Source organism: Gardnerella sialicivorans subsp. sialicivorans (genome assembly GCF_056746795.1).
In genome coordinates, this window is the sequence record NZ_JBWPXA010000004.1 from 74,209 (window position 1) to 86,606 (window position 12,398).

Annotated in this window: 13 protein-coding genes; all 13 read right to left on the bottom strand. The window is 41.7% G+C overall.

What is annotated here, in order from left to right:
- Window positions 1-156 precede the first annotated feature (156 nt).
- The 13 genes from AC1EKB_RS03725 to rho all read right to left on the bottom strand — a co-directional run bounded on the left by AC1EKB_RS03725 (window position 157) and on the right by rho (window position 12,326).
- Window positions 157-432 carry a DUF4244 domain-containing protein gene (locus tag AC1EKB_RS03725; RefSeq protein WP_415694458.1) on the bottom strand — a complete coding sequence of 92 codons (276 nt, stop codon included), beginning with the start codon at window positions 430-432 and terminating at the stop codon, window positions 157-159.
- A 119-nt stretch (window positions 433-551) separates the two neighbouring features.
- Window positions 552-1,169 (bottom strand): type II secretion system F family protein, encoded by a 618-nt coding sequence (locus tag AC1EKB_RS03730; protein WP_481248882.1) that lies wholly within the window; start codon window positions 1,167-1,169, stop codon window positions 552-554.
- Between the two features lie 76 nt (window positions 1,170-1,245).
- Window positions 1,246-1,884, bottom strand: coding sequence for a type II secretion system F family protein (locus AC1EKB_RS03735; RefSeq protein WP_481248883.1), 639 nt, complete (start codon window positions 1,882-1,884; stop codon window positions 1,246-1,248).
- A gap of 47 nt (window positions 1,885-1,931) precedes the next feature.
- Window positions 1,932-2,966, bottom strand: a complete 1,035-nt coding sequence (locus AC1EKB_RS03740) for a TadA family conjugal transfer-associated ATPase (RefSeq protein WP_481248884.1) — start codon at window positions 2,964-2,966, stop codon at window positions 1,932-1,934.
- The gene (locus tag AC1EKB_RS03745) at window positions 2,947-4,080 is read right to left on the bottom strand and encodes a CpaE/TadZ family protein (RefSeq protein WP_481248885.1); all 1,134 of its coding nucleotides are present in this window, start codon (window positions 4,078-4,080) and stop codon (window positions 2,947-2,949) included. The genes AC1EKB_RS03740 and AC1EKB_RS03745 overlap by 20 nt, the downstream gene beginning before the upstream one ends.
- A 171-nt stretch (window positions 4,081-4,251) precedes the next feature.
- On the bottom strand, window positions 4,252-5,610 hold the full coding sequence (locus AC1EKB_RS03750; protein ID WP_481248886.1) for a ClC family H(+)/Cl(-) exchange transporter: 1,359 nt from the start codon (window positions 5,608-5,610) through the stop codon (window positions 4,252-4,254).
- A 136-nt stretch (window positions 5,611-5,746) separates the two neighbouring features.
- Window positions 5,747-6,166: a fluoride efflux transporter FluC gene (locus AC1EKB_RS03755; RefSeq protein WP_481248887.1), complete on the bottom strand. Its 420-nt coding sequence runs from the start codon at window positions 6,164-6,166 to the stop codon at window positions 5,747-5,749.
- Window positions 6,163-6,663, bottom strand: a complete 501-nt coding sequence (locus AC1EKB_RS03760; RefSeq protein WP_481248888.1) for a fluoride efflux transporter FluC — start codon at window positions 6,661-6,663, stop codon at window positions 6,163-6,165. Before AC1EKB_RS03760 ends, AC1EKB_RS03755 begins: the two co-directional genes overlap by 4 nt.
- Before the next feature lie 37 nt (window positions 6,664-6,700).
- Window positions 6,701-8,002 carry an adenylosuccinate synthase gene (locus tag AC1EKB_RS03765; RefSeq protein WP_481248889.1) on the bottom strand — a complete coding sequence of 434 codons (1,302 nt, stop codon included), beginning with the start codon at window positions 8,000-8,002 and terminating at the stop codon, window positions 6,701-6,703.
- Window positions 8,003-8,121: 119 nt separating this feature from the next.
- Window positions 8,122-9,177, bottom strand: a complete 1,056-nt coding sequence (fbaA, locus tag AC1EKB_RS03770; RefSeq protein ID WP_415694466.1) for a class II fructose-bisphosphate aldolase — start codon at window positions 9,175-9,177, stop codon at window positions 8,122-8,124.
- 64 nt (window positions 9,178-9,241) lie between these two features.
- Entirely contained in the window at window positions 9,242-9,619 is a 378-nt protein-coding gene (locus AC1EKB_RS03775; RefSeq protein WP_415694467.1) for a chorismate mutase, read from the bottom strand.
- 7 nt (window positions 9,620-9,626) lie between these two features.
- The gene (locus tag AC1EKB_RS03780; RefSeq protein ID WP_004132301.1) at window positions 9,627-10,124 is read right to left on the bottom strand and encodes an Lrp/AsnC family transcriptional regulator; all 498 of its coding nucleotides are present in this window, start codon (window positions 10,122-10,124) and stop codon (window positions 9,627-9,629) included.
- Between the two features lie 279 nt (window positions 10,125-10,403).
- Entirely contained in the window at window positions 10,404-12,326 is a 1,923-nt protein-coding gene (rho, locus tag AC1EKB_RS03785) for a transcription termination factor Rho (RefSeq protein WP_481248890.1), read from the bottom strand.
- Window positions 12,327-12,398 lie beyond the last annotated feature (72 nt).

The window sequence follows — 12,398 nt, forward strand, 5'->3', positions numbered from 1 at the left end:
TTGGTGTTTATGCTTAGTTCTTTAACATTTCTTTAATCTTGTTTAACTGAATCTTGTTTAATACGAATCTTGTTAAATATAATCGAATCTTGTTAAATTCCAACAAGAGCTTCATAATGTTTCACGCAATGTTTCACGCGTATATTCTTCTTTACATTAGCTAACGTGCAAAGCTCTTTTAACAAGTTCGCTAATAGCTGTTTGCACAGCATCTGACTTAGCAATAGCAATAAGAACTGTTGCAAAAGCTGTAGCAGCTATAAGAACAACCGCATATTCTGCAGTAACCGCTCCTTCGTCTAGTTTCTTTAGACTGTTATTCAAGCGGTTTTGCATACTATTGCACGCCTGTTCTGCTTTAATCAATCCTTTGTTTGCGTTTGTTGTAAACTCGCAACAAAGTTTTGAAAATGCTTTAGCAATTGTTTTCATGTTACTTACCTTCCTTTCTTTTATTTATTGTTTATTTTTTATTTATGTACCCAGTTTGGATACAAATTTTTTAAGTGCCATTTTTGCGCGCGACTATCAATCTGCAAAAACCTTTTATGTTAGTGCATAAATGATGCAACTGTTGGCAAAATGCCAACAAAAATAAACGCTGGCAAAAAACACAATCCAACTGGCAAAAGAAGCCTCACAGAAAGTTTGGAACTTTCTTTTTTTGCAACATTCTTCATTGATTGCTCGTAGTTTTGCAAAACGGCGTTAAGTACTGGTACGGGGGAGCTTCCGTAAACCCAAGATTCACGCAAAGAATTTTTTAGCCATGTGCTCAAAATCAAAGACGTGTAAGCGTTCTTATCTTTTTTACTAAAACAAACATGTGGCTCACTCCAAGCTTCTCTCCAAGTGCTGCCAGAGATAAGCGCTTTAGAAACGCGACTTAGCCAAATTCCTTTTGATGCAGGCAAAGAACAACCTACTACGTCTAGTGCTCTAGTTATTGCAACACCACTTTTTAGTGCAACTATTATCATTTGCAAACCAAGAATCGGGTCTATATCGCTTATTATGTTTCGTCTAAAATCGTAAGTGTTTTGCATAAAAACGCTCGGTTTAACGGCGCGCTCATAGAGTGAGCTAGATGCCATTTGCTTAGAAAAAAGTTTGCACAAAATAATTATGTACGCAACTAAAATAAGCCAAATAATAATTGCTCTTAGCATTTATCCTCCTTTACTGCATTAAGTTTTGACTAAAAATATTTCTTTTATTACTTCTTAGATTATTTTTGATTGCGTTTTAATTGCCATCAAAAGAAACGGATTGCATTGCGTTTCTAGAATTTTTAAGGATGTTTGCAACCCAAATAACTCCAACCGCGTAAAATGCCATTCCAACGCTTAAAAGCGTATAGCCCTTGTAGCTTGTAAAAATCATTAGTATTGGGTTTGCTCCCAAAAGCTGACCAGTTAAAAGAGACAAAAATGGCAGTGCAATAAGTAACTTAATAGTGGCTTTTGGCATTGCAAAAACTTCTGCGCTTAATTCATCAACCCTTTTGTTTGCATAATAAGAATCCGCAACAGCTTGAACGCAATCTGCCATTGGGCAGCCAATCGAATTACTCAACTTGTATACACTCATAAGAGATTGCGCTATTTTACGAATGTCTTTTTGTTTTTTGGCATTTTTATAATTTTTTGTATTTTTTGTGTTCTTCGCGTTTTTGAAAGAGCTATCTAGGCTAGACTCTATTGTGCTTTCGCTTAGTCTAGAGTCAATCCACTTTAATATTGATTCTGCATTTATTTGCTTGTTGTATGCTTTGCGCGCATCGCCATTAACATTGCAATCGGAGCATACGCTAATAATCGACTCAAACGAAGCTCCCGATTTTAAAGATGCAACAAGAGATGCTAGCGACTCTTCAATACTCATGTTAAATCCTTTGTTAGCTCATTTTTGCCTGTTTTGCTTTTTGATTGTTAAGCTCTTAAAACGATTTGCGAATTTAACGGCAAATGCCATTTAGATGAAAAATCTTTCCACTCTAAAGTGGCCTCTATTTGTGCGCCTTTAACTCTTAAAACAGGAACACCTTCCAGAGCGCCAGAATCATTAGATCTTAAAACTCCAAGCTCCTTTACAACGCGCATTCCATTTACTCGCTCAACGTGAATAACAACATCGAATGCATCTGCAGCAAGAGCGCAAAGTGCCATTGGCTCCAGCCCTGCTAGCAAGCCCAAGGCCATTAATCGCGCTGGAACTTTTTGCACTTTATCTGCGTGCAAAGTCGTCATTCCGCCTTTGTGTCCGCATGTAAAAACGCGCAATAAATCAGCGATTTCTTTTCCTCTGCATTCTCCTAAAATGATTCTGTCTGGGCGCATTCGCAAAGTGGCTTTTACAAGCTCTTGTAAATCAATGCATCCTGCGCCTTCAACGTTTGCCTCTCTTGTTGCTAAAGAAACGTAATCGTTAGAAACGCATCCCAATTCCCTAGTTTCTTCAACAGTAACTATTCTGTCTTTTGGATTACAAGAAGCTAACAGAGCCTTCATAAGTGTTGTTTTTCCCGAACCCGTGCTACCTGTAATCAAAATATTTGCGCGACTTTCAACAAGTAAATAAAGAATTCTAGATAGTTCAATTGGAAACATGCCTTTGCTGCTAAGCTCCGTTAAACAATAGTGTTTTAACGCGGGGAAACGAATCGAAATAGCAGCTCCGCTCAAAACTATTGGTGCAATAAGAGCGTGAATGCGTACGCCAAGTGGGCTAGAAGCGTCTGCAATCGGGCATGCGTCGTCTAATCGTTTACCTAATTGAGCACAAAGCCAGACTGCATATTCGCGCAAAACGCTGGGATTATCAAACGGTATTCTTGGATTGTATTCATTAAGGCCCAGACCAAAGTCTGCCCAAACTCTTCCCTCGTCTGTAACAACAATATCCGTTACATTTGGATTATCTGCAATATCTTGCAAAATTCCAAAATCAATATCTTGTAAAGCCATGCCTACCACCCACTATTTTTGAAAATCTGCCAAACGCATAAGAAGAATCACCTTGTGTACTAGATGCCATTAAACCCGATTTGCGCGAGTCGCCAAGCAGCCATACGGTGATTTTTTCTACCGCACTTTGCGCGCATTTTGGTATGCTTCTAATCCCATATCCGCCAATTATGTCTTCGTACATCTTAGAATCGTGACCAATTGGGCCTTCTACATTGCAAAGCAAATAATCACAAGCTTCTGTAATCTCTACTGGGCAAAATCTGCTAGAAAGCCCGCGTGGATTTAAGCCTGCAACAATATAAGTTAGATTCTCGGCGTAATTTTTATGATCCGACTCTAGATTTTTTAGATGCGCTCGCAATCGAGCTAAACCTAAAACGCTAAGTTCCGATGCAAAAATTGTTGGAACATTCGCTAGAGTTGGAAGACTTTGTAAAAGCCTTCTTGCTGAAAATCCAGATCCAATATCTACAATCACAACGTCGCAAGCTTTAGCAAGACCTCTAATTGCAGCCTCAATAACCCACGGTTTAGGTTCTTCGTTTTTCCAAGGCGAATAAGCTAAAACGTCAACATTATTCCAATGCAAAAGCTCGCATCGCAAAACGTAACCGTCTAGTCTTCCTAAAGGAGCTTGAACCTCTTGCAATCTTCTGCCTTCGTCTTGCTCCAATCCAAGTAGAACATCTAAACCGCCATTAGAAATATCTGCATCGATTAAAGCTACAACGTATTTTTTACTAGCAATATTGCTTGCAAGAAGTGCAAGAGTAGTGCTTAAGCCAATTCCGCTATTTGCTGCAGAACCAATTACAACATTTTTTGGAAAAGGCTTTAGCGAGTAGTTCAAGCTTCCAGTAGTTTTTTGAGCAACACTATTATTGCGATTGTCTTGAAGAACACGATTGCTTATAACGCCAAAATCTTTGTTGAACGTAGGATTTTCATCCAGTTCACAACTGCGATTAAAAGATGCAATAACAGTTGAGTCGTTAACATTATTAGACTGATTAATGGCGTTTTTAAGCGCGCTCGCTTGCGGAGGGTATGTGTTAAGTACCCTAGCAGCGCACGTAGGCGCATCGTAATTATCAATACTCATATTGCTCATGCAGCTATTGAATCGCATACAAAATAAATAAGCAATACTTTTGTAAGAATGTGGTTAAAGGCTCAATAAACGTTGCAAATCCGCCAAAAAGTTATCCACATTGCTGTTTTATTGTTTTAATGTACAAGTTTTTAGCGTATTAGTAATTTAGAGTATTAACGCACAAGCACGTTAACGCACAAGTTTTGGATTGGAAGCCATGTACCTTTCCAGAAGTTCGCCATAGATTGGCTTAGTGCGCAAAATATCGGATACAAGAAGCGCAATAAAAGCAGACGCAGCAACTGGAAGAGTGTGAATCATTGTTCCCGACATCTCTACAGTTAGCAAAATCGAAGTGAGCGGAGCTTTTACAGAAGCTGAGAGCGTTCCAGCCATAACGCACACTGTAAAAATCGGCATTAGCTTTGCGTCAATGCCAAGAAGCGGAATGCTTATTATTGCGCGAGAAGCAACGCCGCCTGCAAGTGCTCCAACAGCAAGAATTGGCATAAAAATTCCGCCAGGCGCGCCGCATCCAAAGCTTGTAGAAGTAAATAGCATTTTTGCAACAAACAGAATACACAAAAGAGCTATGCTTGCTTTTCCATATTCGGAAAGCTTAACAAGATTCGAGCCTCCACCAAGAACTTCTGGCAAATACAATCCAACAGGAATCGCGATTAAACATGCTACAGATACTGGAGCCCATTTTGGCAAATACTTATACAGCGTTTGCAATCCAAGTAAGGATCTGTTCATTAAAGAGCCAATAAGTCCTGCAAAAATGCCAAGTGGAATCAGCCAAAAATGAAGTGCCATTGGCAAGTCTGGAATCCTTCCAAAGTCCAAAACAGGCCTAAGTCCAAAGCATGTTTGAGACACAAAATCCGCGCCAATAGATGCAGCAGCAGCTCCCATAAGAACAGTAGAAGACAATCCGTGTTGAACTTCTTCCATAGCAAACATAAGACCAGAAAGTGGAGCGCTAAATGCTGCCGATAATCCAGCTGCAGCTCCAGCAGTTACAACATAATGCTCTTGCGTATCGTTTTTATTGCCTTTTCTAAAGATGCGAGACATCATTTGCGCGCCGCAAGCTCCGATTTGAATCGAAGGGCCTTCGCGCCCAAGAGACAAGCCAAATAGCGACCCCAACAATCCGCCTACAAATCGAACAGGCAAAATGGTGTTCCAACACATTTTTAGTCCGCGCTGAACGTATCCAACAACTTGTGGAATGCCACTTCCAGACGCCATGCTTTCTTTGCGACTCATCCATCCAATGAAAAACCCAGCAACAATCGCAAAAATCACGCAAGGCGCAATCCAAAGCATGTTTTGCAATATTTGCGCATACATCCATCGCGCAAAATCGGTTCCGTACTCAATTCCAAGTCTATAAGTTGCTACAAGCGCGCCAGAAACAAGACCAACAACTACGCCTGCAAGAACCATCTTCCATCTAAGATGCTTAAGTGTTTTAAGAATGCGATCCGAAAAGTCGCGCAAAAAATCGCGTATAAAACCGCCTACGTTCTTCAAAGCCACAATAAACCTATTCTTAAATCAAATCGCAAACAAATACACAAAGCATTCTAACATTTTAATAACACAATAAACGTTAATTAATAAATAAAATATGTCAATTAATAAATAAAATACGTTAATTAATAAAATTCAAAACTTAAGACTTTAGAAGTAAAAACATTACAAAACACGGTCCAGCGTATGCAATAAATGCGCATAAGAATGGCACTATTAGTTCGCTAACAAAAAGCCATAGTCCAAGCTTGATTTTCTTTAGCTTAAACAGGCTTACGACTTCTAAGATTGCTGTTGAAAACGTTGAAAATCCGCCTAAAAATCCCAATGCGCAAGTGTAAACAATAGCTGAAGCAAAAGTTAAATTGTATATAATTGCAGAACTTAGGGATGTAACTAAGCCCATTATAAAAGATGCAAAAGCGTTGATTAGCAAAGTCGCGATTGGAAAATCATGGTTATAAACGCGCCCGATTGCGTCAGATATTGCACAACGAAGAACAGCACCAAGTCCAGCGAAAACAACAGGCAGCCAAAAAAGAACGTATGTGTAAAACATCATTTTGCGCCGCCTTTGCCATTAAAAGCAAAAATTTTATCTCCAATTAGACTCCCAGCAAGAGCCGCTAAAATGCCAAAAATCATAGAAAACGCCATAATGGCAATTACTTTTACAATGTTCATTGCGGTAAATGCGGAATATGCGCCTTCAAAAGCAAAAGTAGACATTGTTGAAAGTCCGCCGCAAAATCCTGTGCAAAAACCGTATTTTATTAAGTCTTTGTTCTTGCTGCGCAATCCACTTGCTACAAGCGAACTTACTAAAGCAAGAATAAAACATGCTAAAACATTAGACAAAAGAGTTGCAAAAGTAAAGCGGCTAAAAAGCATAGAATATCCCGAGTCCCAATGCATGCCGTGCGTAAAAACGCCTATTTCACTACGCACAAAAGCGCCAAGCAATCCGCCAATAAACACAACAAAATAGATTTTTGCACCAAGTGATTTACGCTTGAGCGCGTTATGCGAATTGGGGTGATTACTACTTGGAATACTCATAGTTTTTAGCCGCCTTAAATCGCTATTTAAATAGCCACTAGTCAATCAGCGAATGAACACTAATAATGTGGTCGCGCTGAGGGCCAGTACCGATTGCCGAAATACGGCAATGGGAAAGCTCTTCCAAGCGCTTTACATAGCTTTGAGTGTTTGCAGGCAAGTCTTCAAACTTGTGCACTTTAGAAATATCTTCACTCCAGCCTGGAAGCATCTCGTAAACTGGCTTAGCGCTAGCAAACAAAGACTGATCTACTGGCATCTCGTCTACGTGCTCAACGCTTCCGTCAGTTAAAGTTACATCGTAAGCTACGCAAACCGGAATCTCTTTTAAGCCAGTCAAAACATCTAGCTTTGTAAGAACAATGTCTGTTAAGCCATTTACGCGAGTAGCATAGCGGCTAACAACAGAGTCAAACCATCCGCATCGGCGAGGGCGACCAGTAGTTACGCCATATTCATGACCCTGCTCGCGCAGCCAATCGCCGCTTTCGTCCAAAAGTTCTGTAGGGAATGGGCCTTCGCCAACGCGCGTAATATAAGCCTTAGCAACGCCGATTACGCGATTAATGCGCGTAGGGCCAACGCCCGTACCTGTGCAAGCGCCACCTGCTGTAGGATTAGAAGACGTTACAAATGGGTATGTGCCGTGGTCAACGTCTAGCATTGTTGCCTGGCCGCCTTCAAAAAGCACAGTTTTACCATTTTCCATCGCTCGGTTTAGAACAAGCGAAGTGTCGGCAACGTATGGCTTTAAGCGCTTTCCAAGCTCTACAAGCTGGCTGGTAACGTTATCAATATCAATTGGATGTTGGTTGTAAAGCTTAACAAGCATTTGATTCTTTTGATGCAAGCTGGCTTCTACTTTATCTCGCAAATGATCCGCGTTAAACAAATCGTGCACGCGAATTCCAACTCGATTAATCTTATCTGCGTAAGTCGGGCCAATTCCGCGACCCGTTGTGCCAATCTTGTGCTTTCCAAGGAATCGCTCTGTAACTTTGTCAATTACGCGATGATATGGAGTAATAACATGCGCAGACTCGCTAACAAGCAACCTCGAGCAATCAACACCGCGCGACTCTAGCGCGTCAATCTCTTCAAAAAGAACCTCTGGGTCTATAACAACGCCGTTGCCAATAACAGGAGTTACATTTGGGCTGATTATGCCGCTAGGAAGTAAGTGCAATGCGTAAGACTCGTTTCCTACAACAACAGTGTGGCCAGCATTATTGCCGCCATTAAAACGCGCAACAATATCTACCTTAGAACCAATTAAATCAGTTGCTTTACCTTTGCCTTCGTCACCCCATTGAGCGCCAATAAGCACAATTCCAGGCATGCCGCACCTCCATTTTTGGGCTAACATTGCCCAAATAAACACAATTCCTACGTGTTAAGACTAGCGCAAAGCCAATACCGAATAATGCCAAATAACGCCTAATAATATTTGCGATTACACTATTTTAGAGCTTTTCCAGCAGACCCAAGCTGCACGCAGGCTTCAACAACACGCTGAGCCATTGCTTTTTCTGCCTCTTTGCCCCAAGACCTTGGGTCGTAAAGCTTCTTGGCACCAACTTCGCCGTCGATTTTAAGAACCGAGTCGTAGTTGTGGAACATGTGGTCGGCGATTGCGCGCGTAAAAGCGTATTGCGTATCTGTGTCAATATTCATTTTTACAACGCCATATTTTACAGCTTGCGCTATTTCTTCGGCCGTGGAGCCAGATCCGCCATGGAACACCAGCAAGAATGGTTTTGTTGGTACACCAAACTTGCGATTGCACAAATCAAGCTTGTACTTGTTGTATACAGCGCTCTGAATGTTGTCTAGCAACTGCGGCCTAAGCTTAACAACGCCTGGTTTGTAAGCTCCGTGAACGTTTCCAAACGTAAAAGCAGCCATGTATTTTGCGCGGTCTTCTAAGCCTAATCGCTCAACAACGCGCATAGCTTCTTGCGGAGTGGAATACAACTTTTCGTCAATATCTGCTCTATGACCGTCTTCTTCGCCGCCAACTGCACCAATTTCAATCTCTAGAATCGTGCGCGCTTTATTTGACTCTTCTAGCAATTCTTCTGCAATGTCTAAATTGTGCTCAAGTTTAACTGTGGAACCATCCCACATATGCGATTGGAAAATCGGCTCTTTGCCGTTTGCAACTTGATCTGCCTCATAAGCTAAAAGTGGCCTAATCCAATCGTCTAAATAGGCTTCTGCACAATGATCTGTGTGCAATGCAACCGTAATGTTTGGGTATTGTGCAGCAACTTGATGCGCGAATTGCGCAAATGCGATTGATCCAACAACGCGATTATTTACGCACTGACCAGAAAAATATGCAGATCCGCCAACAGACACTTGAATAATGCCGTCGCTTTGTGCTTCGGCAAATCCTTGTAGTGCTGCGTTTAAGGTCTGTGTGCTAGTAACATTAATCGCAGGGTAGGCGTATCCACCTTTGCTGGCGGCATCAAGCATTTGCGCGTAACGTTCAACAGTTGCAATAGTCATATTTTTATTATGACTCTAAGCGCGCATATTTTTTAGATTTTATTAGATTTTACTATACTTGTGTCTATTTTTGATTATTTTTGATTTCTTGATGACGCTTTTTTGCTGCCGTTACTACAAAATGTAGATATTCTAGCGCGATTTCTTCTTTTAGCCCAGATTCTTCAGCAATTTTTTTAAGTCGATCCGCCTGGTGATTTTCTCTAGATTTATCTTCTGTAGCCAAATTTGCGCGTGCTTTTATTTCTCCGACTTTTTCCGTAACTTTAAAGCGCTCTGCTAGAAGCGAGACAATTGCATTGTCAATATTATCAATCGACTGACGCAACGCAAGAATCTTGTTCATTGAATCGTTGCAGTTGTTGCAATCGTTGCAATTATTGCAATCCGATTCGTCAAAATCTTTGCGCGCGTCAATCGACTCTTTAGAAAAGTTGAACATGCTATTTCTAGTCAAAATAAGTTTGCAAAACCATTGTTGTTTCTGTGCTAACTGGAACAACGCGGTGAATTGTGTTGATTAGTTCTTCTAGCTTGCTAGGAGTTGCAACGCGAACAACAAGCATAAAGCTTGGGCTTCCAGTAATCGAATAGCACGCTTCAATGCCGTCAATGTCTTTCAATTTGGTTGGAACGGAAGCTTCTTGCTCAAAATCAAGAGGCGTAACTGCAACGAATGCACTTACAGGCAATCCTCTGCGCTCGTAGTCAATCAAAGCGCGATACCCAGTTATGATTCCTTTGCGCTCGAGCTTTTGAACTCTGGATTGTACAGCGGAAACAGATAGTCCAGAAGCTTTGGCTAGCTTGGTTAATGTTGCACGACCATCGTGCTCAAGAATGTCTACAATGATTGCGTCTGTAGAATCTATTGGAGCAACTGTGCTCGCGCTGGTTTCCAAGCCAGAAGGAATATTGTTTTCAATCCTATGAGAGTTTCCCGTCATGCGACCTCCATCCTCATACAGCGCATCCAAAATCTTTGTTTTGCTTCGTCGACTTTAGCTGCGCCCCTTGCAGTCTCTTTAATCGTATCGTATTTTTTAATGAAAAAGAACAAAATTAGATAAAAAATCACGGTTTTTCACATTATTTAACACATGTTTACGTATATAAACTTTTGGCCATTCTATTTTTTATGTATCAGATTATTAAAAATGCCCCCAGATTATTAAATCAAGAGGCATTTTAATTTAGATTTTAGATTTTTATTTTATACGTAAATTTTACGCGATTGCGCCTGTTCCGCCATTTGTGGAATTGTTGGCTTGCTGAACAATTGCTGCAAGAAAATCGCGATTAGAAGCAGTCTTCTTTAAGCGCGGCACCAAAGTCTGATAAGCCTGTTCTGGCTCCAAACCGCCGAACAATCGCCTTAATCGATAAATAATCGGCAGCTCTTGAGCAGGAGTAATCAACTCTTCGCGGCGCGTGCCAGAAGAATTGATATCTACAGCTGGGAACAGTCGCTTGTCTGCCAAATCGCGGCTCAAGCGAAGCTCCATGTTTCCAGTGCCCTTAAACTCTTCGAAAATAACTTCATCCATCTTTGAGCCAGTTTCCACCAAAGCGGAAGAAATAATAGTCAAAGAACCGCCATTTTCAATGTTTCTAGCAGCACCAAAGAACTTCTTAGGAGGGTAAAGCGCTTGAGCATCCACGCCGCCAGAAAGAATGCGGCCAGAAGCAGGAGCTGCAATATTGTATGCGCGAGCAAGACGAGTCATAGAATCAAGAAGAACAACAACATCTTGGCCAAGTTCCACAAGCCTCTTAGCGCGCTCAATCGCAAGCTCCGCAACAGTAGTGTGGTCTGATGCTGGGCGGTCGAATGTAGAAGAAATAACCTCGCCTTGAACAGTGCGCTCCATGTCGGTAACTTCTTCTGGACGTTCGTCTACAAGAACAACCATCAAATGTACTTCTGGATTGTTAACAGAAATCGCGTTAGCAATATTTTGCAAAGTGATTGTTTTACCAGCCTTAGGAGGTGAAACAATCAAGCCACGCTGACCCTTGCCAATAGGAGCTACAAGATCGATGATTCTGCCAAGCATACGATTTGGCGTAGTCTCTTGCTTTAAGCGTTCATGTGGATACAAAGGTGTGAGCTTAGCAAATTGTGGGCGATTTTGAGCCTCTTCTACGCTCATGCCGTTAATGCTGTCAACACTTTGCAAAGGAACAAACTTTTGGCGCTGATTCCTGCGATCTCCCTCGCGAGGAGCGCGAATAGAGCCTTGAACCGCGTCTCCCTTACGCAAGCCGTACTTTTTGATTTGGCTCATAGAAACATAAACGTCGTTTGGGCCAGGCAAATAGCCAGAAGTGCGTACAAATGCGTAAGATTCAAGCACATCTACAATGCCAGCAACTGGAACAAGCTCTTCTTTTGGCTCTTCGCGGCGTGTAGCTTGCTCGTGAATCTCATGCTCTTCACGAATCTCGGAGCGTTCCGAGCGTTCTGCTCGTTCTGTACGCTCCGCTTTAGAATCGTAATCGTCTCTAGTGCGTCGCGTTCTGCGCTGGAATCTATCAGATCTGTCTGCTTTAGAATCGTAATCATTTTCTTCGCTAGAGCGATTAGACATACGCATTCTGCGCGATTCCGAACTGCGGTTAGCACTTGAAGCAGAAGACTTTTCGCTTGGCAAAGTGGCAAGAATCTGATCTAAATTAGCATCCACTTCGTCTGTTTTAGCAAAATTACTACCATTATTTTGTTCAGTATTTGCACTTGCATTTGTACGAGTATTATCTTCTCTCGTAACATTTGTAGAGTTTTCTTTGCGATAGCGATGAGACTGATTGTCGCGCGCAAAATTGCGATGACGCTCACTCCTATTTGCATTGCTTGAATCAGAAGATTCATCAAAATCGCGATTTGCATCAATGCTCGAGCGCAAATCAAGCGAAGATGAATTGTTTTGCGCTTCGTCATCGCTTTGAGAAACACGATTTATTCGTACAGTGCTTTTAGGAACATGAACGCTAACGCCAGCTGGCGCATCCCCACCATTGCGCGCAGCAGTTAGCGTAGCAACCAAATCTGGCTTGCGCATTGTAGACGTACCGCGCAGACCCATTTGCTTTGCAAGATCCTTAAGCTCCGAAAGCTTCATATCATCAAGATTTTGGCTTGTTGCCACAGTTATACCTTTCCCTAACTCCAAGATAGACTACTTGGAGCTTTACGTGGAAGATTACGGAAAATCCGTTGT

Coding starts and splice junctions, on each gene's coding strand:
- AC1EKB_RS03745 (WP_481248885.1), bottom strand. CDS start 4,080: ATGAGCAATATGAGTATTGATAATTACGATGCGCCTACGTGCGCTGCT.
- AC1EKB_RS03730 (WP_481248882.1), bottom strand. CDS start 1,169: ATGCTAAGAGCAATTATTATTTGGCTTATTTTAGTTGCGTACATAATT.
- AC1EKB_RS03735 (WP_481248883.1), bottom strand. CDS start 1,884: ATGAGTATTGAAGAGTCGCTAGCATCTCTTGTTGCATCTTTAAAATCG.
- AC1EKB_RS03760 (WP_481248888.1), bottom strand. CDS start 6,663: ATGAGTATTCCAAGTAGTAATCACCCCAATTCGCATAACGCGCTCAAG.
- AC1EKB_RS03725 (WP_415694458.1), bottom strand. CDS start 432: ATGAAAACAATTGCTAAAGCATTTTCAAAACTTTGTTGCGAGTTTACA.
- AC1EKB_RS03765 (WP_481248889.1), bottom strand. CDS start 8,002: ATGCCTGGAATTGTGCTTATTGGCGCTCAATGGGGTGACGAAGGCAAA.
- AC1EKB_RS03740 (WP_481248884.1), bottom strand. CDS start 2,966: ATGGCTTTACAAGATATTGATTTTGGAATTTTGCAAGATATTGCAGAT.
- fbaA (WP_415694466.1), bottom strand. CDS start 9,177: ATGACTATTGCAACTGTTGAACGTTACGCGCAAATGCTTGATGCCGCC.
- AC1EKB_RS03780 (WP_004132301.1), bottom strand. CDS start 10,124: ATGACGGGAAACTCTCATAGGATTGAAAACAATATTCCTTCTGGCTTG.
- AC1EKB_RS03775 (WP_415694467.1), bottom strand. CDS start 9,619: ATGTTCAACTTTTCTAAAGAGTCGATTGACGCGCGCAAAGATTTTGAC.
- AC1EKB_RS03755 (WP_481248887.1), bottom strand. CDS start 6,166: ATGATGTTTTACACATACGTTCTTTTTTGGCTGCCTGTTGTTTTCGCT.